We start from the raw sequence: 24,412 nt of genomic DNA on the forward strand, positions 1-24,412 counted from the left end.
TCGGCCGCCCCAGAGCGGACCTCCGAGGAGCCAGAGCCCCCATGACCATCCAGAACCGTGTCGGCCGCGCCACCCCCATCACCGCGGCGACCGTCACCCAGCGCCCCACCGCGATGCCGGTCCACAAGTACGGCCGCTACGAGCAGGTGGACATCCCGGGCCGCAGCTGGCCCGACGCCCGTGTCACCAAGGCCCCCCGCTGGCTGTCCACCGACCTGCGCGACGGCAATCAGGCGCTGATCGACCCCATGTCGCCGGCCCGCAAGCGCGAGATGTTCGACCTGCTGGTCCGCATGGGCTACAAGGAGATCGAGGTCGGCTTCCCGTCCTCCGGGCAGACCGACTTCGAGTTCGTCCGCTCCATCATCGAGCAGGGCGCGGTCCCCGAGGACGTGACGATCTCCGTCCTGACCCAGGCCCGCGAGGAACTGATCGAGCGGACCGTCGAATCGCTGATCGGCGCGCACAAGGCCACCGTCCACCTGTACAACGCGACCGCGCCCGTCTTCCGCCGGGTGGTCTTCCGCGGCAGCCGCGACCAGGTCAAGCAGATCGCGGTGGACGGCACCCGGCTGGTGATGGAGTACGCCGACAAACTGCTGGGCGACGAGACGGCGTTCGGCTACCAGTACAGCCCGGAGATCTTCACCGACACCGAGCTGGACTTCGCGCTGGAGGTCTGCGAGGGCGTGATGGACGTCTGGCAGCCCGAGGAGGGCCGCGAGATCATCCTCAACCTGCCCGCCACGGTGGAGCGTTCCACCCCCTCCACGCACGCCGACCGCTTCGAGTGGATGTCCCGCAACCTGTCCCGCCGCGAGTACGTCTGCCTGTCAGTGCACCCGCACAACGACCGCGGCACGGCGGTGGCCGCCGCCGAACTGGCCCTGATGGCGGGCGCGGACCGCATCGAGGGCTGCTTGTTCGGGCAGGGCGAGCGCACCGGCAACGTCGACCTGGTCACCCTGGGGATGAATCTGTTCAGCCAGGGCATCGACCCGCAGATCGACTTCTCGCAGATCGACGAGATCCGCCGCACCGCCGAGTACTGCAACCAGATGGAGATCCACCCGCGCCACCCGTACGCCGGCGACCTGGTCTACACGTCCTTCTCCGGCTCCCACCAGGACGCCATCAAGAAGGGCTTCGAGGCCATGGAGGCCGACGCCGCCGCCCAGGGTCGGACGGTGGACGAGATCGAGTGGGCGGTGCCGTATCTGCCCATCGACCCCAAGGACGTCGGCCGCTCCTACGAAGCGGTGATCCGGGTCAACTCGCAGTCCGGCAAGGGCGGCGTCGCCTATGTGCTGAAGAACGAGCACAAGCTGGACCTGCCGCGCCGGATGCAGATCGAGTTCTCCCGGATCATCCAGGCCAAGACCGACACCGAGGGCGGCGAGGTCACCCCGGCGCAGATCTGGTCGGTGTTCCGGGACGAGTACCTGCCCACCCCCGACAACGCGTGGGGCCGGGTCACGCTGCGCTCCGCCCAGGCGTCCAGCTCCAGCGACGGTACGGACGCGCTGACCGTCGAGGCCGTACTGGACGGCGCCGAGACGGTACTGCACGGTGTCGGCAACGGCCCGATCTCCGCCTTCTTCGACGCCCTGTCCTCGGTCGGCATCGACGCGCGGCTGCTGGACTACACCGAGCACACGCTGAGCGAGGGCGCCAGCGCCCAGGCCGCCTCGTACATCGAGTGCGCGATCGACGGCAAGGTGCTGTGGGGCATCGGCATCGACCCCAACACCACCCGCGCCTCGCTGCTGGCCGTGGTCTCCGCCGTCAACCGCGCGGGCCGCTGATCACACTCGCTGCCGCGTCGCTCGACGCGGCGCCTCCCGCCGCACTCCTCGCGGCCTCCCGGCGTCGCGGACACGGCCGCGGCCGTCCTCACCCGGACGGCCGCGGCCGTGTCGGTCGACCGCCCCCGGCCGCTCCGCCCGCCGCTCCCGCGACCGCCGGGCCGGGGTCCGCCGGTCGGCCGGCGGTGGCCGTGGCGGTGGCGGGAACGACCGCATTTCGTCGCTTCCTGAGCACGGCCGGGCGACTTCCGCGGCACTCCCGGACGAGAGCGAGGTGAATTGCCCCCGTACGCGGTACTGACTGCGCCTCGTCACTGTGGCTAACATCACGGCTGTACGGCACCGTTGCCGGGGCGTCTTCGTGCGCGTTCGGGCCGGCAGGGTCGCGTACCGGAACGAACACGGCCGGAGGGTGCAGCGTGATGAAGCTGGGGCTGTATATCTGGGGTGTGCGCACCGCCTGGCACACCGAGGACGACGGCGAGTTCTTCTGCCCCGACTGCGGCGGGGACCGTGCCTACCACCGCAGAACCGGCACGCGCAGGCTGACCGTGCTCAATGTCCCGCTGCTCGCCCGCGGCCCGGCCGGCACCGTCATCGAATGCACCGCCTGCCACCGGCAGTTCGGCGCCGAGGTGCTGCTGACCCCGACCACCACCCGCTTCTCCGCGATGCTGCGGGACGCGGTGCACACCATCGCGCTCGCCGTGCTCACCGCGGGCGGCGCCGCCGGGCGGCCGGCCCGGGAGGCGGCGGTCGGCGCGGTGCGCGCGGCCGGCTTCACCGACTGCACCGAGGACCAGCTGCTCGGCCTGCTCGCCGCGATCGTCGCCGACGAGGGCCGCTTCCGCCGCTCGGAGGAGCTCGGCCCCGACTCCTTCGCCGAGGCCGTCGACGGCTGCGGCAGCTGGCTGTCCATCGAACTGCACGAGGCGCTGGAGCCGCTGGCCGACCATCTGCTCATCCAGGGCCGGGAGCGGGTGCTGCTGGAGGGCGCCCACATCGCGCTGGCCGACGGTCCCTATCTGCCCGCCGAGCGGGAGGTGCTGGAGGCCGTGGGGCGATGTCTGTCGCTGCACACCGACGACATCGACCGGCTGCTGACCGCCGCCGCGGCGACCCCTTCCTGAGCGGCTCCGCCGTCTCCGTCGTCCGCTGAGCTTCCTCGTCCCGGCCGGCCGGGCGGGTGCCGGCCACCGGCCGTGCCGCCGTACGGGAGAATGGCGCCCATGAGTCTGTTCCGCGACGACGGCATCGTGCTGCGCACCCAGAAGCTGGGCGAGGCGGACCGGATCATCACGCTGCTGACCCGGCGGCACGGCCGGGTGCGGGCGGTGGCCCGGGGGGTGCGGCGCACGAAGTCCAAGTTCGGCGCGCGGCTGGAGCCGTTCAGCCATGTCGACGTGCAGTTCTTCGCCCGCGGCGGGGAGCTGATCGGCCGCGGGCTGCCGCTGTGCACCCAGGGCGAGACCATCGCGCCCTACGGCGGGGCCATCGTCACCGACTACGACCGCTACACCGCGGGCACCGCGATGCTGGAGACGGCGGAACGCTTCACCGACCACGAGGGCGAACCAGCCGTCCAGCAGTATCTGCTGCTGGTCGGCGCGCTGCGCACCCTCGCGGCCGGCGACCACGAGCCGCGGCTGGTGCTGGACGCCTTCCTGCTGCGCTCGCTGGCGGTCAACGGCTACGCGCCCAGCTTCGACGACTGCGCCAAGTGCGGTATGACCGGCCCGAACCGGTTCTTCTCGATCGGCGCCGGCGGAGTCGTCTGCGGCGACTGCCGGGTGCCCGGAAGCGTCGTCCCCTCCCGGGAGTCACTGGAACTGCTCGGCGCGCTGCTGGGCGGCGACTGGGAGACCGCGGACGCCTGTGAGCCGCGTCACTGCCGTGAGGGCAGCGGCCTGGTCGCGGCCTACCTCCAGTGGCATCTGGAACGCGGCCTGCGGTCGCTGCGCTTTGTCGAGCGCCTGCCGGACACGCCGCCGGCCGGGACGGCGGGGGCAGCCGCGGCGGCGCGGGAAACGGCGCTGCGCGGCACCACCGAGCCGTGAGCCGGCCGCACCGGGCGGGGTAGCGTGGAGGGACGGGCCGAGCGGGCCGTCCGGAACGCCGAAGGAATGCCTCCGGAACGCTTCGGGAACACCGTCAGGAACACCTCAGGAATAGCCGTCAGGAGAAGTACGACCATGGCACGTCGCGGGATTCTGGCCCGAAACCGAACCTCGTACCGGACCCCGGACCCGCATCCGTCGGGCGCCCGGGCCCCGAAGCTCCAAGCCGAACTCGTCCCCCAGCACGTCGCCGTCGTGATGGACGGCAACGGCCGCTGGGCCAAGGAGCGCGGCCTGCCCCGCACCGAGGGGCACCGGGTCGGCGAGGGCGTCGTCCTGGACGTCCTCAAGGGCTGCCTGGAGATCGGCGTCAAGAACCTGTCGCTCTACGCCTTCTCCACCGAGAACTGGAAGCGCTCGCCGGACGAGGTGCGCTTCCTGATGAACTTCAACCGCGATGTCATCCGCCGCCGCCGCGACGAGATGGACGAACTGGGCATCCGCATCCGCTGGGTGGGCCGGATGCCGAAGATGTGGAAGTCGGTCGTCCAGGAGCTCCAGATCGCCCAGGAGCAGACGGTCGGCAACGACGCCATGACGCTGTACTTCTGCGTCAACTACGGCGGTCGGGCCGAGATCGCCGACGCCGCCCAGGCGCTGGCCCGCGATGTGGCGGCCGGCAAGCTCGACCCGAACAAGGTCAACGAGAAGACCTTCGCGAAGTACATGTACTACCCGGACATGCCGGACGTCGATCTCTTCCTGCGCCCCAGCGGCGAGCAGCGCACCTCCAACTACCTGCTGTGGCAGAGCAGTTACGCGGAGATGGTGTTCCAGGACGTGCTCTGGCCGGACTTCGACCGCCGGGACCTGTGGCGGGCCTGCATGGAGTACGCCTCCCGGGACCGCCGCTTCGGCGGCGCGATCCCCAACGAGGAGCAGCTCCTCAAGGGCTGACCACCGTCGCGCCGCCCGTCGCCGACGATCCGACCACTCCGGCCGGCTCCCGCTGCGCGCACTCCGCGCACGTACCGAAGATCTCCATCGTGTGGGCCACGTCCACATAGCCGTGTTCCATGGCGATCGCGTCGGCCCATTTCTCGACGGCGGGGCCCTCCACCTCGACGGCCTTGCCGCACATCCGGCAGACCAGGTGATGGTGGTGGCCACCGCCGGAGCAGCGGCGGTAGACCGATTCGCCGTCGCCGGTGCGCAGGACATCGACCTCACCGGCGTCGGCGAGGGACTGGAGGGTGCGGTAGACGGTGGTCAGGCCGACCGAGTCGCCGCGGTGCTTCAGCAGGTCGTGCAGGTCCTGGGCGCTGCGGAACTCCTCGACCTCTTCGAGTGCGGCCGAAACGGCGGCCCGCTGCCGGGTCGAACGGCCGCGCACGGGATGCTTGGCGGTGCTCACCGGTGTCTCCTTCTCGATGCTGCTGGGTCGATGCCGCTGGGCCGGGTGGACCCCATTGTGCCAGTCCGCGCGGCGCACGGACCCGTATCGCGTACCACCCGGTATGGCCCGGTATCACCCGGAGTCATACGTTGTCGACAGTCATTTTCAACTATAGTGGAAACGGTTGTCAATTACCGTCCGAAGCGGGCCCGACCCGCAGCGTACGTTCTTGCAGGTCGCGGAACGGATTTGATATGCGCCCCGCACCCGCCGGTAATCTGGGACAACTGACCGCTTCGTCGTACTGAAGAGAGCACCGTGGCCGCCGACAAGATCGACACCATCGTCAGCCTGAGCAAGCGCCGTGGCTTCGTATTCCCCAGCAGTGAGATTTACGGCGGCTCCAAGGCCGCCTGGGACTACGGACCGCTGGGCGTGGAGCTCAAGGAGAACATCAAGCGCCAGTGGTGGCGCGCCATGGTGATTTCGCGTGACGACGTGGTGGGAATCGACTCGTCCGTGATCCTCGCCCCCGAGGTGTGGGTCGCCTCCGGTCACGTCGCCACCTTCTCCGACCCGCTGACCGAGTGCACCTCCTGCCACAAGCGCTACCGCGCCGACCACCTGGAGGAGGCCTACGAGGCGAAGCACGGCAAGCCGCCGGCCAACGGCCTGGCCGACATCAATTGCCCGCACTGCGGCACCAAGGGCGCCTTCACCGAGCCCAAGCAGTTCTCCGGCATGCTCCAGACGCACCTCGGCCCGACCCAGGATGCCGGCTCGGTGGCGTATCTGCGGCCCGAGACCGCGCAGGGTATTTTTGTGAACTTTGCCCAGGTGCAGACCACTTCGCGGAAGAAGCCGCCGTTCGGCATCGCCCAGATGGGCAAGTCGTTCCGCAACGAGATCACGCCCGGTAACTTCATCTTCCGTACGCGTGAGTTCGAGCAGATGGAGATGGAGTTCTTCGTCAAGCCGGGCGAGGACGAGAAGTGGCACGAGTACTGGATGCAGGAGCGCTGGAACTGGTACACCGGCCTGGGCCTGCGGGAGGAGAACATCCGCTGGTTCGACCACCCGAAGGAGAAGCTCTCCCACTACTCCAAGCGCACCGCCGACATCGAGTACCGCTTCAACTTCGGCGGCCAGGAGTTCAGCGAGCTGGAGGGTGTCGCCAACCGCACCGACTTCGACCTGTCCTCGCACGCCAAGGCGTCCGGCCAGGACCTGTCGTACTTCGACCAGGAGGCGGGTGAGCGCTGGTTCCCGTACGTGATCGAGCCGGCCGCCGGCGTCAACCGCGCCATGCTCGCCTTCATGCTCGACGCGTACAACGAGGACGAGGCGCCCAACGCCAAGGGCGCGATGGAGAAGCGCACGGTCATGCGGCTCGACCCGCGGCTGGCCCCGGTCAAGGTCGCCGTGCTGCCGCTGTCCCGCAACCCCGAGCTGTCCCCGAAGGCGAAGGGCCTGGCCACCGCCCTGCGCAAGAACTGGAACATCGAGTTCGACGACGCGGGCGCGATCGGCCGCCGCTACCGCCGCCAGGACGAGATCGGTACGCCCTTCTGCGTCACGGTCGACTTCGACACGCTGGAGGACAACGCGGTGACGGTACGCGAGCGGGACACGATGAAGCAGGAGCGCGTGTCGCTGGACCAGGTCGAGGCGTATCTCGGCGGTCGCCTGCTCGGCTGCTGACCTGCCGTCTCCCGTCCTCAGCCGCCGGAGCCGTCCGGCGGCTGAGGACGGGGCGACCGGTCGGCGTCCAGCAGTCCCGCCCGCGCCGCGGCCGGGAAGCTCCTGATCGCGAGGGTGGCGCAGACCACGGCGAGCGGCAGTTCCGCCGCGATGGCCATCAGCAGGGCGGTACGGAAGTCGGGGCCCGAAGCGGTCGTGACATCGAACCAGGCGTCGACGACGAGCAGCATGCCCGTGGCCCCGGCGGCGGCCGACCGCAGCGGACTGCGGCGCACGGTGAGCAGCCCGGTGGCCATCAGGCCGAGGGACTCCATCGTGTCGAGGCCGACCCACGCGGTCGTCCAGTGCGGCACCCTCTCGATCGGATGAAGGCCGGTGGCCAGCACGATCAGCCAGGGGATGAGCGCGACTCCGCAGCCGATCAGCGCGTAACCGGGCCACTGCCGAGGGGCGCGCGCCGGGCCGGCGGACAGCGGAGGGGCCGCCGAGCGGGCCGGGCTTCCGGCGGCCGCGGCGTCCGGGACGTCGGAGGGCGTCGCGCGGGGCGTGGGCAGCCCGGTGACCTGCGCACCGGCCACCGACCGCTCGCTCACGGACATCGCTGTGTCTCCCTCCGCTCGGCCCCCGCGTCAGGCACAACGCCGGGAAACCCCGAAACCCTTCCGTAAGCCTGCCCACGGGGTGCCCCGGCAAGGTCGGGAACGAGGAACCGGCCGGGAACCGCCGTCGGCCGCACGGCGGTCAGCCGCCCTGCTGGCCGGTCGGACCGGTCAGACCGGCCAGCAGCAGGGCGCGGACCGCCGTGTAGGCCGTATCGCTGTGCGGGCCGGCCCATTCGGGGGCGTACACCGGGTCGTGGAAGCGGCAGGTGGCGTCCCACACCGCGCGGGCGGCGGTGCGGACGGCGGCGGGGAGGTCGCCGGGGTCGCCGGCCGGGTCGTTCGCCGGGTGGCCGGCGGGGGTGTCGGCGGGCGCCCCGCCCGGGAGGACGAACTCGGCGCTGGCCACCCCGTCCGCGATGATCCGGGCGATGTGCCCGACCATCTCCTCGATGTGCCGCGCGACCAGCCCGCTGTTCTCGCCGGCCAGCACCGTATAGGTGGCGAACAGCTCCGGGTCCCGGCCGGCTTTGCCGCGCTTGGCGGCGACCAGCCCGTCCAGCCAGGCGACTAGCCGCAGCGGCGCGGGGCCCGGGGCGGCCGCGATCCGCTCGAGGTCGGCGTGCGCCCGCTCCAGCCAGCGCTGTGTCACCGCCTCGCGCAGCGCCACCTTGGTCGGGAAGTGCCGGTAGACGCTGCCGTGGCTGACCCCGAGCGCCCGGGCCACGTCCACCACGGTCGCCTTCGCCGGGCCGTAGCGTCGCAGGACGTCCTCGGTGGCTTCGAGGATGCGTTCGGGGGTGAGGATCTCCGGCGCCATGGGGGTGCGGCCTCTCGGTGTGAGCGGGCTGACCGGTCTGAGCGGTCCGAGCGGTATGGGCGGTACGGGTGGGGCGGACGGCAGGACTCTACGGGCCCGGGTCGCGCAGTTCCCCGCGCCCCTGGCCGGACGTCCTCCGCCCGGGAGAAGAACCGTGCCCCCGACGGGACTTGGCCGGGCCCCGAAGGGGCGCGGGGAACTGCGCGATCGGCCACGACGCACCCGCGGTCGGGAGCGCGGTCAGCGCTCGCTGTCGAGGTCGAGCATCTGGCGGGCGGCATAGCGCTCGCCCGCCACCGCCTTGGCGGGTACGGCCTGCTCGATCGCGACCAGGTCGGCCGCCTCCAGTGCCAGCTCCCCGGCGCCCAGCGACTCCGCCAGCCGCTCCCGGGTGCGGGCGCCGACCAGCGGCACGATGTCCTCGCCGCGCGACAGCACCCAGGCGATGGCGGCCTGCGCGACCGTGACGCCCTTGCTCGTGGCGACCTCGCGCAGCGCGTCGACCAGGTCGAGATTACGGTCGAGGTTGCCGGCGCCGAAGCGCGGCGCGAGGCTGCGGAAGTCGCCGGCCTCCGGGGTGCGGTCCCTGGTCCAGTGACCGCTGAGCAGGCCGCGGGACAGTACCCCGTACGCGGTCACGCCGATGCCCAGCTCGCGGGCGGTGGGCAGGATCTCGTCCTCTATGCCGCGTGAGAACAGGCTGTACTCGATCTGCAGGTCGCAGATGGGCGCCACCGAGGCGGCCCGCCGCAGGGTGTCCGCGCCGACCTCGGACAGACCGATGTGCCGTACCCGGCCGGCCTGGACCTCCTCGGCGATCGCGCCGACGGTCTCCTCGATCGGCACCGCCGGGTCGACGCGGCCGAGCCGGTATATGTCGACATGGTCGGTGCCGAGCCGGTTGAGCGAGTAGGCGAGGAAGTTCTTCACCGCGGCCGGACGGCCGTCGTAGCCGGCCCAGCCCCCGGCGGCGTCCCGCAGGGCGCCGAACTTGACGCTGATCACGGCCTGTTCGCGGCTGCCGGGGCGGGCGCGCAGCGCGTCGCGGATCAGCAGTTCGTTCAGGCCCATGGCGTAGTAGTCGCCGGTGTCCAGCAGGTTGACGCCCGCGTCGAGGGCGGCGTGGATCGTGGCGGTGGACTCGGCGTCGTCGGTCGTTCCGTAGAGCGCGGACATGCCCATGCAGCCGAGGCCGATGGACGAGACGGCGGGACCGGTGCTGCCGAGAGTACGGGTGCGCAAGAGGGTGTCTCCTCGGATCGCGGTGGACCCGCGGGCGGTCGCCCCCGGGTCGGTGGTCCCAACGTGCCACATGGACTGACAGATTTCAATATCTGTCAGTCCATGTATGTCAGGTGACCGCCACCGACGGCGGCACCGGGCCGCTCGGGCCGGCCGTCAGACCAGCGCCCGCGGCAGTCGTACGCTCAGCGCCACCGTGGCCGCCACCGTCACCAGCTGGGCGAGCAGCGTCCAGACCAGGGCGTCGCGGATGCCCACCGATGTGGACAGCGTCAGGAAGAGCGTGCCGAGCGTGGCCACGCCCAGCGCCAGGCTGGCCTGCTGGGTGGTGGCCATCGCGCCGCCGCCCACCCCGGCCTGCGCCGGGGGCACCTCGCTGAGCACGATCCGGAAGACCACCGGCAGCACGAAGCCCTGCCCGAAACCGGCCAGCGCCATGCTCGGCGCCAGCGCCCAGATGCCGATGTGCGGCCAGCCCCACCCGAAGGTCCCGGCGAGCACCAGCAGGCCGGCACCCTGGATCAGCGAACCCCAGGTCACCGTCCTGCGGCCGTAGCGGGCCACCGCCCGCGGGCCCAGCAGCGAGGCGATGAAGAACGCCGCGCACAGCGGGACCAGCGCGCCGCCGGCCGCCAGCGGGCCGAAGTGCAGCCCGTCCTGCATGGCCACCGCCAGCACGAACATGAAGCCGCCGAAGCCCATGCAGAAGGGCAGGATCAGCAGCAGTCCGCTGCGGACGCTGTGGATGCGGACCAGGGACGGTGGCAGCAGCGGGGAGCCGCCGGTGCGCTCGCCGTGCCGCTCCACCGCGATGAAGGCGGCGGCGCCGAACGGCGACAGCGCCAGCAGCACCCACGACCACAGCGGCCAGCCGGCCGCCCGGCCCTCGGTCAGCGGCAGCAGCAGCGCGATCAGCGTCACACCGAGCAGCACCGTGCCGGACCGGTCGATCCTGGCGGGACGCGGCGAGCGGGTCTCCGGGACCGAACGCAGCGCCAGCACCAAGGCGAGCGCGGCGATCGGCACGTTCACCAGGAAGATGGCACGCCAGCCGCTGCCCGCGATGTTCGCGGAGACCAGTACGCCGCCCAGCACCTGGCCGACCACGCTCGATATGCCGGCCGTGGCGCCGTAGTAGCTGAGCGCCTTGCCCCGGCTGCTGCCGGAGGTGGCGGACTGGATGGTGGCCAGCACCTGCGGGAGCAGCAGCGCGGAGGCCGCGCCCTGGGCCACCCGGGCGCCGACCAGCGTCCAGGCGCTGGGGGCGATGCCGCAGGCCAGCGAGGTGACGGCGAAGGCCGCCAGACCCCACAGGAAGAGATTGCGGCGGCCGAACATGTCGCCGAGGCGGCCACCGAGGACGAGCAGGACGGCGTACGCGACGCCGTAGCCCGCGACCACCATCTCCAGCACCGCGGGGCCGGCGTCCAGATCGCGGTCGATGGTGGGCAGGGCGACGTTGACGATGAAGAAGTCCACCATCGGCAGGGCCGCGCCGAGCAGCACGGTGAGCAGACCGAGCGTGCTGAGAGCCGGAGCGGAGGCCTTGGACCCGGAGGACGCCCCGGCCGGGCCGGAGGAGGTGGCGGGGGACGGTTCGGTCGGGCCCGGTGCGCCGATGCGGGTCACGCGCGGCAGCACTTCGGCCCGGGAAGGCAGGGTGTGTTCCATTCGGTCGGTCACGGGGTCAACCATGTACCCCATCTCAAGGGGGTACCAGAGAGCGTTTATCCAGGTATACGGAGCACCTGGCAACCGGTTGCCGGATAGGGCACTCTGGGAATATGGACACCTCGCTCTCCACCGCCGGGCATGCCGGGACCTCCGGGACTCCCGGGACCGCCGGGATCAGCGCCCCCCGTCCGGACCCCGGCGCCGGGGACGCGTCCGAGAGCCGCCGCCGCGAGCTGGCGTCCTTCCTGCGCAACCGCCGCGAACGCATCTCGCCCGAGCAGGTCGGGATGCCGCCGGGCCGCCGGCGGCGTACCCCCGGACTGCGCCGCGAGGAGGTCGCGCAGCTCGCCGCGGTGGGTGTGACCTGGTACACGTGGCTGGAGCAGGCCCGGGAGATCCAGGTCTCCGGGCAGGTGGCCGACGCCATCGCCCGCGCGCTGATGCTGGACCGGGAGGAGCGCCGCCACCTCTTCACCCTGGCGGGCGCGCCCGATCCGCACCCGCTGCTGGACTGCCCCGGGATGTCGCCCGCGGTGCGCGTCATGATCGACCAGCTGGAGCCGCTGCCCGCCGCGGTCTTCAACAGCCGGTACGACATCGTCGCCTACAACCGTACGTACGGCCGGCTGGTCAGCGACCTCGACGCGATGCCGGTCGAGAACCGCAACCTCATGTGGCTGTGCTTCACCGACCCGTGCTGGAAGGAGCGGATGTTGGACCGCGAGCTGAACGTCCGGCTGATGGCCGCGAAGTTCCGCGTCTCGATGGGCCAGCACATCGGCGAGGCCCCCTGGAAGGCCCTGCTCAAGCGGCTCCAGCAGGCTTCCCCGGAGTTCTGCGAGGTCTGGGAGCGGCATGAGGTCCTCCAGCCCGAGGGCCATGTCAAGCGCTTCCTCAACCCCGATGTCGGCCCGCTCACCTTCGACTTCACCCATCTCTGGCTCGGCCCGCAGGCGGGCCCGCGGGTCACCACCTACACGCCGGCCGACGCCGCCACCCGCGAGCGGCTGCACCGGCTCCACGCGCGCATCCTCGCGGAGCAGGCGCCGGTCGCGGTCTGAGGGGCCGAGGGTCCGGGAGCCGGCCGCGCCTCACCTCACGTCAGCTCAGCGCCGAGGGCGGGGACAGCGCCGAGAGCGCCGCCGTGATCCGGTCGAGGGCCGCCAGGTCGGCGGCCGGCAGGTCCAGCAGGGCGCTCGGCGGGGTGCCGAGGATGGCGTCGGCCCGGGTGGCCGCCGCCAGCCCTTCCGGGGTGACCGAGACGATCTTGCAGCGCCGGTCGGTGGGGTGCTGGCGGCGCTCGGCCAGCCCGCGCCGCTCCAGATCGTCCACCACCAGGGTCAGATAGGGGCGGTCGGACCCCAGTTCGGCCGCCAGTTCGCTCAGCCGGGCCGGGGCCGCCGCGATCCTGCGCAGCGCCTTCACCCGGAAGAAGCTCATGCCGAGCGCCTCGGCGGTCTCCTTGCGGCGCTCGTTGCGGTCCAGGACCAGCTCCCGCAGATTCCGCCAGACCCGCTCGGCCGCGGCGGCGTCCGCCGCCGTGTCTGTCGTATCCGCCGAGCCCGCCGCTCCCGCCGTCATGATGTGCTCACCGCGATCCGGGCGTCCTCGACCTCGGGGGTCAGCAGGCCGGCCGTGCGTTCGGCGGTGCCGCGGGCCCAGCGGCCGGTGGTGAGGAGGCCGAAGACCAGGACGGACGCGCCGCAGCCCGCGATGATCCACCAGGCGCCGGCGTGCAGGCCGGCCGCGAGGGCGGCGCCGAGCACCGCGACGCCGAGGGACTGGCCGACCTGGCGGCTGGTGGAGGCCACAGCCGCGGCCACTCCTGCCTGGGCGCGCGGCATGCCGGACACCGCCGTGTTGGTGATGGGCGCGTTGACGAAGCCGAAGCCGATCCCGAAGATCACATAGGTGATGAAGAGCCGGGTGTCCGAGGTCTGGGCGTCGAAGGCCGCGAAGAGGATGCCGGCGGCGGTCATCCCGGTGCCGGCGATCACCAGCGGGATACGCGCCCCGCGGTTGGCGACCAGCCGGCCGGACACCGGCGCGAAGACCAGTGTCATCAGCGCCATCGGCAGCATGTGGAGCCCGGCGTCCAGCGCCGACATGCCCCGCTGCTCCTGGAGGTAGAGGGTGTTGAGGAAGAGGAAGCCGCCGAGCGCGGCGAAGGCGCTGACCGCTATCACGGTCGCCCCGCTGAAGGGCGCGCTGCGGAAGAACCGGGTGTCGATCAGCGGGTCGGCCCGCCGCTTCTCGTACGCGGCCAGGCCCGCCACCGACAGCGCCGCCACCGTGAAGCAGCCGATGATCAGCGGGGACGCCCAGCCGGCGTCCGACCCCTCGATGATCCCGTAGGTGAGGGTGCCGAGCAGGACCATCACCAGCGACTGCCCCACCGGATCGACCCGACGGGCGCGCTGGGCCCGGGATTCGGGGACGAAGCGGGCGGTGAGCACCAGCGCGACCAGGCCCACCGGCAGATTGATCCAGAAGATCGACCGCCAGCCGACCGATTGCACCAGCGCGCCGCCGACGATCGGCCCGGCCGCCATGCTGATGCCGATGACCCCGCCCCAGACGCCGATCGCGCGGGCGCGCTCACGGGGCTCGGAGAAGGTGTTGGTGATGATCGACATCGCCACCGGGTTGAGCATCGAACCGCCGACGGCCTGCACCATCCGGAAGACGATCAGCCAGCCGAGGCTCGGCGCCAGGCTGCACAGCACGGACCCGGCGGTGAACAGCGCCAGCCCGGTCTGGAAGATCCGCTTGCGCCCGATCCGGTCCGCGGTGGAGCCGGAGAGCAGCAGCAGCGAGGCCAGGACCAGCAGATACGCGTCGATCGTCCACTGGAGGCCGGAGACGCTCGCGTGGAAGTCCTTCTGCATGGAGGGGAGCGCCACGTTCAGGATGGTGTTGTCCAGGCTGACGATCAGCAGGCTCATGCAGCAGATTGCCAGGATGAGCAGGCGACGTCGACGCGTCAGCTCAGGCATACGTGGTGGCTCCCATGGTTGTACGAGTGAAATCGTTTTTATCGTACAAGTAATTTCTCGGACCCTCGGTGGGGGCGGGATTGCCCCGGCGTGAACTCTCCCTGGAGCCGGCGGTGCGGGCTGTGCAGCGGGTCGTCGGGCGGTCGTCCGCCGGGTCGTCAGCCGGGTCGTCCCCGGGTTGTCCACAGGGTCGCCGCCACCGCTCGGCGGGCCGCTCCCGGTGTGCGGGACAATGGGGCCCATGACCGCTGACGCCACTTTGGCCCCGCCCGCGCCGGGCGCCCTTTCGATCGGCCCGCACACCGTGTGGCCGCCGGTCGTGCTCGCCCCGATGGCGGGCATCACCAACGCGCCCTTCCGCACCCTGTGCCGGGAGTTCAGCGGCGGCAAGGGCCTGTTCGTCAGCGAGATGATCACCACCCGGGCACTGGTCGAGCGCAATGAGAAGACCATGCAGCTCATCCACTTCGACGCCACCGAGACCCCCCGCTCGATCCAGCTCTACGGCGTCGATCCGGTCACCGTCGGCAAGGCGGTCCGGATGATCGTGGACGAGGATCTGGCCGACCACATCGACCTCAACTTCGGGTGTCCGGTGCCGAAGGTGACCCGCAAGGGGGGCGGCTCCGCGCTGCCCTTCAAGCGCAATCTGCTGCGCGCCATCCTGCGCGAGGCGGTCGGGAACGCCGGTGACCTCCCGGTCACCATCAAGATGCGCAAGGGCATCGACGACGATCATCTGACGTATCTCGACGCCGGCCGGATCGCGGTCGAGGAGGGCGTCGCGGCGGTGGCGCTGCACGGCCGCACCGCCGCCCAGCACTACGGCGGCACCGCCGACTGGGATGCCATCGCCCGGCTGAAGGAGCACGTCCCGGAGATCCCGGTGCTGGGCAACGGCGACATCTGGTGCGCCGAGGACGCGCTGCGGATGATGCGGGAGACCGGCTGCGACGGGGTGGTGGTCGGGCGCGGCTGCCTGGGCCGGCCGTGGCTGTTCGGCGATCTGGTGGCGGCCTTCGAGCCCGGCGGCGACCGGACCCCGGCCGCCCCGGACTTCGGGCAGGTCGCGGTCGTGATGCGGCGGCACGCCGAGCTGCTCGGCCGCTGGATCGGCGACGAGGCGCGCGGCGTGATCGACTTCCGCAAGCATGTCCCGTGGTACACCAAGGGCTTCTCGGTCGGCTCCGAGCTGCGCCGCGCCCTGGCCACCGCCTCCTCGCTGGCCGAGCTGGACGAGCATCTGGGGGCTTTGGACCACGACCAGTCCTGGCCCGCGCACGCCGACGGCCCGCGCGGCCGTACCGCGCCGGGCAAGCGGGTGGTCCTCCCGGACGGCTGGCTCGACGACCCGTACGACTGCGCCGCGCTGAGCGAGGACGCGGAGACGGACACCTCCGGCGGTTGAGCCCTCCGGTGGGCGGGCCTTCCGGTGGTTGAGCCTTCCGGTGGTTGAGCCGCACGCGGGACCGGCTCCGTGCCCCCCGCGGGGCCCTACGGCGAGCCGGTCGCCGGCCGTACTGACGTAGACGGACTACGCCAGGAGCAGGAGCCGCACTCTCCCCGGCCCGCGTGATTCACGCCACGTTTGATGCTTGTCGCGCTCAACTGAGCGCACAGAAGAGCGCGGCACCTCTCGAATGAACGGCACTCAGTGCCAGTCCCTTGTCTCCACCCCGCCACCCCGATCATCACCCTCCGTGTACGAACCTCGCGCCGCGCTTCGCTCTCCGGGGTCGTCCGTTCGAGTCATGAACGAAAGGCGAACCAGCGGTGGCTGGGCATGCGCATTCGATCTGTCGGCAGACGGGCGGTAACACCCGTGTGTCGGGGTGATGGACGCACTTCAGCGCCTTCGAGATGGGTACGCTCCCCGCCGTCAGGGCATGCCGGCCGCAACCCGGCCGTGACGATCGCGAGGAGTCGAGGACTACGTGTCGGCAGCAGAGAAACAACCGAAGTTCGTCTACGACTTCACTGAGGGCAACAAAGACCTCAAGGACCTGCTCGGCGGGAAAGGTGCGAACCTCGCCGAGATGACCAACCTCGGGCTGCCCGTCCCGCCGGGCTTCACCATCACCACCGAGGCCTGCCGGGTCTATCTGGAGTCCGGCACCGAGCCCGCCGGGCTGCGCGACGAGGTGAGTGCGCACCTCGACGCGCTGGAGGAGCGGATGGGCAAGAAGCTCGGCCAGCCCGACAACCCGCTGCTGGTGTCGGTCCGTTCGGGCGCCAAGTTCTCCATGCCCGGCATGATGGACACCGTCCTCAACATCGGTCTGTCCGACGCCTCGGTGGCCGGCCTGGCCGCCCAGCTCGGCGACGAGCGGTTCGCCTGGGACTCCTACCGCCGCCTGCTGCAGATGTTCGGCAAGACCGTACTGGGCGTGGACGGCGAGCTGTTCGAGCAGGCGCTGGACGAGGCCAAGCGGGCCAAGGGCGCCGACAGTGACCTCGGTCTGGAAGCCGCCGACCTGCGGCGACTCGTCGATGACTTCAAATCGATCGTGATCAAGGAGGCCGGGCGGGAGTTCCCGCAGGAGCCGCGCGAGCAGATGGATCTCGCCGTCCGGGCGGTCTTCGAGTCCTGGAACACCGACCGCGCCAAGCTCTACCGCCGCCAGGAGCGTATCCCCGGCGACCTCGGCACCGCCGTCAGCGTCTGCTCGATGGTTTTCGGCAACCTCGGCCCCGACTCCGGCACCGGTGTCGCCTTCACCCGCGACCCGGCCAGCGGCCACCAGGGCGTCTACGGCGACTACTTGCAGAACGCCCAGGGCGAGGACGTGGTGGCCGGCATCCGCAACACCGTCCCGCTGGCCGAGCTGGAGACGATCGACAAGACGTCGTACGACCGGCTGATGACGATCATGGAGACGCTGGAGACGCACTACAAGGACCTGTGCGACATCGAGTTCACCATCGAGCGCGGGCACCTGTGGATGCTCCAGACCCGGGTCGGCAAGAGGACCGCGGCGGCGGCCTTCCGGATCGCCACCCAGCTCGTCGACCAGGGGCTGATCGACGAGGCCGAAGCCCTCCGGCGGGTCAACGGCGCCCAGCTCGCCCAGCTGATGTTCCCGCAGTTCGAGAGCTCGGTCGCGGACAGCCCGCAGGTGCGGCGGATCGGCTGGGGCATCGCGGCGTCACCGGGCGCGGCGGTGGGCAAGGCGGTCTTCGACTCGTACACCGCGGTCAAGTGGTCGCGCTCCGGCGAAAAGGTCATCCTGATCCGCCGCGAGACCAACCCCGACGACCTCGACGGCATGATCGCCGCCCAGGGCATCCTGACCTCCCGCGGCGGCAAGACCTCGCACGCGGCGGTCGTGGCCCGCGGTATGGGCAAGACCTGCGTGTGCGGGGCGGAGGAACTGGAGGTCGACACCAAGCGGCGCTGTCTGACCGCGCCCGGGGGCGTGGTGATAGAGGAGGGCGACCTGATCTCGATCGACGGCTCCACCGGCAAGGTCTACCTCGGCGAGGTGCCGGTCGTACCGTCCCCGGTGGTCGAGTACTTCGAGGGCCGGCTGCACGCCGGCGCCGAGGAGGCCGACGAGCTGGTCCGGGCGGTGCACCGGGTCATGGCGTACGCCGACCGGGTGCGCCGGCTGCGGGTGCGGGCCAACGCCGACAACGCCCAGGACGCCTCGCGGGCCCGGCGGTTCGGGGCCCAGGGCATCGGACTGTGCCGGACCGAGCACATGTTCCTCGGCGAGCGGCGGGAGCTGGTCGAGCGGCTGATCCTCGCGGACACCGACGCCGAGCGGGACGGGGCCCTCGGGGCGCTGCTGCCGCTGCAGAAGGCCGACTTCATCGAGCTGTTCGAAGCGATGGACGGACTGCCGGTCACCGTACGGCTGCTGGACCCGCCGCTGCACGAATTCCTGCCGGACATCACCGAGCTGTCGGTCCGGGTGGCGCTGGCCGAAGCCCGCAAGGACGCCAACGAGAACGATCTGCGGCTGCTCCAGGCGGTGCACAAGCTGCACGAGTCCAACCCGATGCTGGGGCTGCGCGGCGTGCGGCTCGGGCTGGTCATCCCGGGGCTGTTCGCCATGCAGGTACGGGCGATCGCCGAGGCCGCGGCCCACCGCCGTTCGGTGAAGGGCGACCCGCGGCCCGAGATCATGATCCCGCTGGTCGGCACCGTCCAGGAGCTGGAGATCGTCCGCGAGGAGGCGGACCGGGTGATCGCCGAGGTCGAGGAGGCCACGGGTACGTCCCTGAAGCTGGCCATCGGCACCATGATCGAGCTGCCCCGGGCCGCCCTGACCGCCGGTCAGATCGCCGAGTGCGCGGAGTTCTTCTCCTTCGGCACGAACGACCTGACCCAGACGGTGTGGGGCTTCTCCCGTGACGACGTGGAGGCCTCCTTCTTCACCGCCTATCTGGAGAAGGGCATCTTCGGCGTCTCCCCGTTCGAGACCATCGACCGCGACGGCGTCGGCGCGCTGGTCCGCTCCGCCACCGAGGCCGGCCGGGCCACCCGGCCCGGCCTCAAGGTCGGTGTCTGCGGTGAGCACGGCGGCGACCCCGAATCCGTGCACTTCTTCCACGCGGCGGGCCTGGACTACGTGTCCTGCTCGCCGTTCCGGATCCCGGTCGCCCGCCTCGAAGCGGGCCGGGCGGCGGCGGCCCGATGACCCCCTGACCGGGCCGGGTCCGGCCCGGCCGGCGGCGGCCCCTGCCCTGGGGGCCCAACCCTCACCGCCCGGCCCCCGGACCCGTCCCACCCGCCGGGGGCGGCGCTTCGTGCGGAGGCGCCGCCCCCGGTTCTTTCCTGCTGGCGTTACGACGCCGTGGGGGAGGAGGAGGGGGTGGCGGTGGCCGACGGGGTCGGGGTGGCCGTCGACGGGGAGCCGAAGGTGACGGTGACCTTGGTGAAGCCCAGCGAGGTCAGCATCTGCTGGAGCATGGACCGGGTGTTGGTCTCCGCCCGGGTGGTCAGCTCGGTCTGCTGGGCCGCGGTCTGGATCTTCTGGGCGGCCAGGATGTTCATCTGCTGCATATTGCCGGGGTTGCTGCCGAAGAAGTCACCGATCCGGTCGAAGAGGCCGCGCTGCTGCGAGACGACATAGGAATGACTGGGGTCGAGCGAAGTCCGCTCCAGGGCCGCGTGCGGCAGCCGTATCGCCGCGGTCTTGCGGTCGTCCGAGACGGTCACCGCGTTGTCACCGATCGAACCGAGGTCGACATACGCGTTGACGCTGCCCGCCCCGACGTACAGGGTGCGCTTGCCGCGCACCACGTCCGGCAGGAACTTGGCGTCCTTGTCCACGTCCACCACCACCTCGAAGTTGCCGCTGGCGCCCTCGAAGCGGTTCATGTCCTGGATGGACTTCAGCAGCACCGGCCCACTGCGGTCCGTGGTCTTCTCGGCGAACGGATTGGGGATGCCCGGCAGCAGATTGGCCCTGCCGAGCAGAAAGAACAGCACTCCTACGACCACCACTCCGATGACGATCTTCGCCCACCACGGTGTACGGGTCACCGCGATCTGCTGCGTCTCCATGACACACCTCCTTGCCAGCTCAACTACCCATCGAGGGCGATGTCATGGCCATAACCCGCCCCAGGAGACATGATGTAGCAGATCAGTTGGGTGCCCGTGACCTGCGGGTGACAGATGTGACCCGCCCGTAGCCGAGTCGCCGCCCAAGGGTCGGTGCGGCGTCATGGGAGTGGCACGGAGATCGTCCTCAGGAGCCGGCGACGGTCACCGTCGGCTCGTGCCGGACCGGGAAGTTGACCGAGCCGGCGATGAAGCACAGCCGGTTCGCCTCGCCGTGCAGGGAGCGCGCCTTTTCGGCCATCTCCGCCGACGCCACCTCCACCCGGGGCCGCAGTACGACCTCGGTGAAGCGGCCGCCGCCGTCGCCGGTCTCCCGCATCGTGCCGGCCGCCCGGTCGGTGTAGCCGGTCACCACGACGCCGTTGACCGCGCACACATGCAGATACGAGAGCAGGTGGCACTGCGAGAGCGCCGCCAGCAGCAGCAGCTCGGGATTCCACCGCCGGGGGTCGCCGTGGAAGGTGCGGTCGGCCGACCCGAGGATCGTCGGCAGCCCGGCCGCCGACGCCGTGTGGTCGCGGCCGTAGGAGCGGTAGGAACTCGTGCCCGTACCGAGGTTGCCGGTCCAGACGACCTCGGTCTCGTAGGCGTGCTGCCGGGCTGACGGCATGGCTCAGATCCTTTCCGGAGCGGGGGGAAGGTCGCCGCAGGTGTCCGCCACATGCAGCCGGGCCGCCGACGCGGCCCGGGCCGGGCGCCCTTCGGTGATCGCGGTCAGCAACTCCCGGTGCTGGGCGTTCACCCGCGCGGGCCGGTGCGGCGGGTCGAGCGAGGCCCGGGTGGACACCACGATCTGGTCCCAGAGCCGGTCCAGCGTCGCCAGCGCCACCGGATTGGCGGCCAGTTCGGCGATCCGCCGGTGGAACCGCCGGTTGTGGCCGACCGCCTCGGCGAAGCGACCGGCCAGGGTGGCCGCCTCCGTACGGTCCGCCTCCTCGGCCAGCGCGGCCAGTTCGGCGGGCGCGATCCGGCCCTCGGCCTGGCGCCGGGCGGCGAGTTCGGCGGTGAGCGCCTCCAGCGCGCCCCGCACCTCGTAGGCATGCCGCAGCGCGGCGCCGTCCAGGGCCACCACCTGCACCCCGCGCCCGGACGACCGCACCAGACCGTCGGCGGCCAGCGAGCGGAACGCCTCGCGTACCGGGGTGCGGCTCATCGTCAGCGACTCCGCCACCTCGGTCTCGGTGAGGCGCTCACCCGGGGCGTAGGCGCCGTCGAGTATCAGGTCCCGCAGGCGCGTACGGGCCGAGTCGGTCTGCTGCATCCGGGTAGATTAGCATCTTTGTATGCAGTGGATGCACTGCATACAAAGGCCGGAGCCGTGCGGTCGCGACCGGTCAGCGGCCGGTCAGTGGACCGTCGGCGGCCGGCCGAGCGCGCGGGCCACACCGTCCTCGTGCGGGCCGAGGAAGTGCGGGTTCGGCTTGACCAGCGCGTCCAGCGCGGCCTTGTCCGCCGCCAGCAACTCCCGTGCGCCGCCCGCCAGCCAGGTCGCGTCGTGCGGCTCGTCCACACCGACGCCGTACGCGTCGATGCCCGCGGCGGCGCACAGCGCCAGCGCCCGCCGGATGTGGAAGTCCTGGCTGACCAGCACCGCCCGGTCCACGCCGAACACCCGCTTCGCCCGGTCGCACGAGTCCCAGGTGTCGAACCCGGCGTAGTCCAGCACCACCTTGGCCCGCGGCACCCCGTGGGCGGCCAGATAGGTGCGCATGGCGCCCGGCTCGTCGTACGACACCCGGCTGTTGTCACCGGTCACCAGCACCACCCGGACCTTGCCCGCGGCGTAGAGCCGGGCCGCGGCGTCCAGCCGGTGCGCCAGATACGGCGAGGGCTGCCCGTTCCACAGCCCGGCCCCGAACACCACCGCCACCGGCTCACCCGGTACGTCCGCCTCCGACCGCACCCGGTCGTCCACGCTGAGCCGCAGCCAGGTCGCCGGCAGCAGCGCGACCACGCAGACGGCGACGGCCGCTTGCACCAGGCGCCGCCGGCCACGCCGGGTCCTGGGCAGCCGGAGCCGTCCGACATGGCGGCGCACCCGGGCGGCCCGGTCGAGCAAGCGCATGGCGTTCCCCTCCCTGATCATGTCCCCGATCATGGTTCGCCTTGCTCGACGCGGAATCGCCGCCCGGCGGTTCCAGCGGCGCCGGTCGGGCCCGGCGCCGGACCTCCCCAACGCCCTGGCATCAAGCGCCCCCTTGACCTGCCGCCGGGGCCGTGCGGGCGCGCGCCGCCCCCTCCGCGGCGCGCGCCCTTGCCGGCCCCGGCAGCAGGTCGAGGGGCCCGATCCGCCCGGACGCCCCCGTCCGTTCCCCCCGCTCGGCGTGGGTCACCCGGCCCAAGTGACGCCCGCGGTCAGCGGCAGCGCCGGAAGGAGCCCTCCGAACCCCGTCCGCCCGCACCCGCCCGGGCCGGTATGCGGCGCCCGCCCGCCGCGTACGGCCGCCTTGGACGCCGACCGCCCGCCCCGGTCGGCGTCCGGCCTCCCCGGAAGGCGGCCCCGAACACGGCGGCCGGCGCCCAAGGGCGGACCTTCGGCATCCAGTTGTCGGAGAAGCCGCTCGGCGCCCCCTCGCACCGCTGCGTCGCCGACGGCGCCTTTCCGCCCGCCCCGGTCGGCCGCCGCACTCCCGAGCCGCCCCGCCGCCCGCCCGGCCGCTCCGCCGGCGCCCGCCCGGCCACCCGCGTCTCCCTTCGCACCCAGGCGTATCCGTCCGATCCGTTCGACCCGTGCCATCCGTCCGTTCCGTCAGTCGGCTCGATCCAGCCCATGACCCGCCCCTCCCGACCCCGCGCCGGCCCTCCGCCGACGCCACCGCAGCCCGAACGCACGCACGCATTCGCTCGTGCGTTCTGTTTGCGATGTGGATCACACTAGAAGACACCACTGACAACGCCCCGCCGCCAGCCGCCAGACCCCCGCTCACCTGCGCGTTCTCCCGCTACAAGGCCGCCCCGCCCCCACGCGTCGCCACCCGCCCCCCCGCCGCCGGTTACCGTCAAGCCATGGAAGTGAACGACCGTCCCCCCGGCGCTCCGGCCACCGCGCACCCCGGCCCGTACGAGCGCTACGGCCCGTACGGCGCGGCGGATCTGGAGCGCTACGTCCCCGAACCGGACAAGCGGCCCGGCCGTACCGCCTTCCAGCGCGACCGGGCCCGGGTGCTGCACTCGGCGGCGCTGCGCAGGCTCGCCGGGAAGACGCAGGTCGTCGACCCGGGAGGGAGCGGCGCGGCGGCCACCGACACCAGCCCGCGCACCCGGCTGACGCACTCGCTGGAGTGCGCCCAGGTCGGCCGCGAGCTCGGCGCGGCGCTCGGCTGCGATCCGGACCTGGTGGAGACCGCGTGCCTGGCGCACGACCTCGGCCACCCGCCCTTCGGCCACAACGGCGAGCTGGTGCTGGCCGAATTCGCCGCCGACTGCGGCGGGTTCGAGGGCAACGCGCAGAGCCTGCGGCTGCTGACCCGGATCGAGCCCAAGAAGTTCGTGGCCTCGCCCGACGGGGGAGCGGGCGAGGCGGGCCTGGTCAGCGTCGGGCTGAATCTGACCCGGGCCGCCCTGGACGCGGCCACCAAGTACCCCTGGCCGCGCGGCGGTCACCCCACCACGCCCGGCAGCCCCAAGTTCGGGGTCTACGAGGACGACCTGCCGGTCTTCGCCTGGCTGCGGCAGGGCGCGCCCGACGGGCGGCGCTGCTTCGAGGCACAGGTCATGGACTGGGCCGACGACGTCGCCTACTCGGCGCACGACGTGGAGGACGGCCTGCAAGCGGGCCACATCGAAGCGCGGGCCCTGCTGTCCCCGCCCGAGCGCGCCGAGGTTTTCGGCTGCGCCGCCGACCGCTACGCCCCGGCCGGCACCGATCCGGCCGAGCTGGCCGAGGCGCTCGACCGGCTGCTGGCCCAGCCGTGGTGGCCGCGGCGCTACGACGGCAGCGCGCTCGACCAGGCGCGGCTCAAGGACGCGGCCTCACAACTCATCGGCCGCTTCTGCCTGGCCGCCGAGGGCGCCACCCGCGAGCGCCACGGCACCGCCCGGCTCACCCGCTACGGCGCCGAGCTGGTCGTACCGCGCGAGCAGCGGCTCGAGTGCGCGGTGCTCAAGGCGGTGGCCGACCGGTACGTGATGCAGCGCCCCGCCCAGGCCCGGCGCCGCGCCGAGCAGCGTGTCGTCATCGGTGAGCTGGCCCACACTCTGCTGGCGCGCGGACCGGAGGGACTCGACCCGCAGTTCCGCGCGCTGTTCGAGGCCGCGCCCGACGACCGCGGCCGCCGCCGCGCCGTCGTAGACCAGATCGCCTCGCTGACGGACGCGGCCGCCACCGCCCTGCACGCCCGCCTGACCCGCCCCGCGACCAGCGGCTGATCAGCGCGGACCCGGCGAAACCGGCGGTTCCGGACGCCCCGGGATGCCCCGTCCCCCCGGCCCTGTCGTTCCGGTAGGCGGCGCACAGCCGGGAGTGCGATGATCATTGCCGGGGTCCGGGCCGGCCGCCGGACGGGCCCGCCGAAGTGGCGGGCGCGCGGGCGGCATATGAACGGCGCGGG

At 72.0% G+C, this 24,412-nt stretch carries 19 protein-coding genes and 1 pseudogene; 9 read left to right on the forward strand and 11 right to left on the reverse strand.

Annotation, left to right across the window (positions count from 1 at the left end; genetic code table 11):
* Positions 1–41 precede the first annotated feature (41 nt).
* The 4 genes and pseudogenes from leuA to ACFO3J_RS29395 all read left to right on the forward strand — a co-directional run bounded on the left by leuA (position 42) and on the right by ACFO3J_RS29395 (position 4,819).
* A complete protein-coding gene (leuA, locus tag ACFO3J_RS29380) occupies positions 42–1,805 on the forward strand; it encodes a 2-isopropylmalate synthase (protein ID WP_386435683.1) in 1,764 nt (587 codons plus the stop codon).
* 422 nt (positions 1,806–2,227) lie between these two features.
* Complete coding sequence (locus ACFO3J_RS29385) at positions 2,228–2,935, forward strand: TerB family tellurite resistance protein (RefSeq protein ID WP_386435686.1); 708 nt, start codon at positions 2,228–2,230, stop codon at positions 2,933–2,935.
* Positions 2,936–3,034: 99 nt separating this feature from the next.
* A pseudogene (gene recO, locus ACFO3J_RS29390) lies at positions 3,035–3,778 on the forward strand (DNA repair protein RecO); the annotation flags it as partial.
* A gap of 219 nt (positions 3,779–3,997) precedes the next feature.
* Positions 3,998–4,819: an isoprenyl transferase gene (locus tag ACFO3J_RS29395; RefSeq protein ID WP_386435689.1), complete on the forward strand. Its 822-nt coding sequence runs from the start codon at positions 3,998–4,000 to the stop codon at positions 4,817–4,819.
* On the opposite strand, the gene ACFO3J_RS29400 is transcribed toward ACFO3J_RS29395, so the two are convergent.
* Positions 4,809–5,276 carry a Fur family transcriptional regulator gene (locus tag ACFO3J_RS29400; protein ID WP_386435692.1) on the reverse strand — a complete coding sequence of 156 codons (468 nt, stop codon included), beginning with the start codon at positions 5,274–5,276 and terminating at the stop codon, positions 4,809–4,811. The two genes, ACFO3J_RS29395 and ACFO3J_RS29400, sit on opposite strands and share 11 nt — an antisense overlap.
* A gap of 300 nt (positions 5,277–5,576) precedes the next feature.
* On the opposite strand from ACFO3J_RS29400, the gene ACFO3J_RS29405 reads away from it, so the two are divergent.
* Positions 5,577–6,959, forward strand: a complete 1,383-nt coding sequence (locus tag ACFO3J_RS29405) for a glycine--tRNA ligase (RefSeq protein WP_386435695.1) — start codon at positions 5,577–5,579, stop codon at positions 6,957–6,959.
* A 17-nt stretch (positions 6,960–6,976) separates the two neighbouring features.
* Here the strand turns inward: ACFO3J_RS29405 and ACFO3J_RS29410 are convergent, their stop codons facing one another.
* The 4 genes from ACFO3J_RS29410 to ACFO3J_RS29425 all read right to left on the reverse strand — a co-directional run bounded on the left by ACFO3J_RS29410 (position 6,977) and on the right by ACFO3J_RS29425 (position 11,291).
* The gene (locus ACFO3J_RS29410) at positions 6,977–7,558 is read right to left on the reverse strand and encodes a hypothetical protein (protein WP_386435698.1); all 582 of its coding nucleotides are present in this window, start codon (positions 7,556–7,558) and stop codon (positions 6,977–6,979) included.
* 142 nt (positions 7,559–7,700) lie between these two features.
* Positions 7,701–8,378, reverse strand: a complete 678-nt coding sequence (locus ACFO3J_RS29415; RefSeq protein ID WP_386435701.1) for a TetR/AcrR family transcriptional regulator — start codon at positions 8,376–8,378, stop codon at positions 7,701–7,703.
* A gap of 240 nt (positions 8,379–8,618) precedes the next feature.
* Complete coding sequence (locus ACFO3J_RS29420; RefSeq protein WP_386435704.1) at positions 8,619–9,620, reverse strand: aldo/keto reductase; 1,002 nt, start codon at positions 9,618–9,620, stop codon at positions 8,619–8,621.
* 156 nt (positions 9,621–9,776) lie between these two features.
* Complete coding sequence (locus tag ACFO3J_RS29425) at positions 9,777–11,291, reverse strand: MFS transporter (protein ID WP_386435811.1); 1,515 nt, start codon at positions 11,289–11,291, stop codon at positions 9,777–9,779.
* Between the two features lie 113 nt (positions 11,292–11,404).
* Here ACFO3J_RS29425 and ACFO3J_RS29430 point away from each other — a divergent pair, with 113 nt between their 5' ends.
* Positions 11,405–12,355, forward strand: a complete 951-nt coding sequence (locus ACFO3J_RS29430) for a helix-turn-helix transcriptional regulator (RefSeq protein WP_386435707.1) — start codon at positions 11,405–11,407, stop codon at positions 12,353–12,355.
* A 40-nt stretch (positions 12,356–12,395) separates the two neighbouring features.
* Here ACFO3J_RS29430 and ACFO3J_RS29435 read toward each other — a convergent pair whose 3' ends face one another.
* Together ACFO3J_RS29435 and ACFO3J_RS29440 are read right to left on the reverse strand one after the other, a co-directional pair.
* On the reverse strand, positions 12,396–12,875 hold the full coding sequence (locus tag ACFO3J_RS29435; protein ID WP_386435710.1) for a MarR family winged helix-turn-helix transcriptional regulator: 480 nt from the start codon (positions 12,873–12,875) through the stop codon (positions 12,396–12,398).
* Positions 12,872–14,290 (reverse strand): DHA2 family efflux MFS transporter permease subunit, encoded by a 1,419-nt coding sequence (locus ACFO3J_RS29440; RefSeq protein ID WP_386435713.1) that lies wholly within the window; start codon positions 14,288–14,290, stop codon positions 12,872–12,874. Before ACFO3J_RS29440 ends, ACFO3J_RS29435 begins: the two co-directional genes overlap by 4 nt.
* Before the next feature lie 241 nt (positions 14,291–14,531).
* Between ACFO3J_RS29440 and dusB the strand changes: the two genes are divergently transcribed.
* Both dusB and ppdK read left to right on the forward strand, forming a co-directional pair.
* Positions 14,532–15,698: a tRNA dihydrouridine synthase DusB gene (gene dusB / locus ACFO3J_RS29445; RefSeq protein ID WP_386435716.1), complete on the forward strand. Its 1,167-nt coding sequence runs from the start codon at positions 14,532–14,534 to the stop codon at positions 15,696–15,698.
* Between the two features lie 526 nt (positions 15,699–16,224).
* Entirely contained in the window at positions 16,225–18,933 is a 2,709-nt protein-coding gene (gene ppdK, locus ACFO3J_RS29450; protein WP_386435719.1) for a pyruvate, phosphate dikinase, read from the forward strand.
* A gap of 146 nt (positions 18,934–19,079) precedes the next feature.
* On the opposite strand, the gene ACFO3J_RS29455 is transcribed toward ppdK, so the two are convergent.
* The 4 genes from ACFO3J_RS29455 to ACFO3J_RS29470 form a co-directional block, all read right to left on the reverse strand.
* The gene (locus ACFO3J_RS29455; protein ID WP_386435722.1) at positions 19,080–19,802 is read right to left on the reverse strand and encodes a DUF4230 domain-containing protein; all 723 of its coding nucleotides are present in this window, start codon (positions 19,800–19,802) and stop codon (positions 19,080–19,082) included.
* A 187-nt stretch (positions 19,803–19,989) separates the two neighbouring features.
* A complete protein-coding gene (locus ACFO3J_RS29460; RefSeq protein ID WP_386435725.1) occupies positions 19,990–20,472 on the reverse strand; it encodes an OsmC family protein in 483 nt (160 codons plus the stop codon).
* A 3-nt stretch (positions 20,473–20,475) separates the two neighbouring features.
* A complete protein-coding gene (locus tag ACFO3J_RS29465; RefSeq protein ID WP_386435728.1) occupies positions 20,476–21,123 on the reverse strand; it encodes a GntR family transcriptional regulator in 648 nt (215 codons plus the stop codon).
* Positions 21,124–21,207: 84 nt separating this feature from the next.
* Positions 21,208–21,927, reverse strand: a complete 720-nt coding sequence (locus ACFO3J_RS29470; RefSeq protein ID WP_386435814.1) for a SanA/YdcF family protein — start codon at positions 21,925–21,927, stop codon at positions 21,208–21,210.
* A 941-nt stretch (positions 21,928–22,868) separates the two neighbouring features.
* Here ACFO3J_RS29470 and ACFO3J_RS29475 point away from each other — a divergent pair.
* Positions 22,869–24,230, forward strand: a complete 1,362-nt coding sequence (locus ACFO3J_RS29475; protein ID WP_386435731.1) for a deoxyguanosinetriphosphate triphosphohydrolase — start codon at positions 22,869–22,871, stop codon at positions 24,228–24,230.
* Positions 24,231–24,412 lie beyond the last annotated feature (182 nt).

This window comes from Streptomyces polygonati (assembly GCF_042650325.1).
Taxonomy (GTDB): domain Bacteria; phylum Actinomycetota; class Actinomycetes; order Streptomycetales; family Streptomycetaceae; genus Actinacidiphila; species Actinacidiphila polygonati.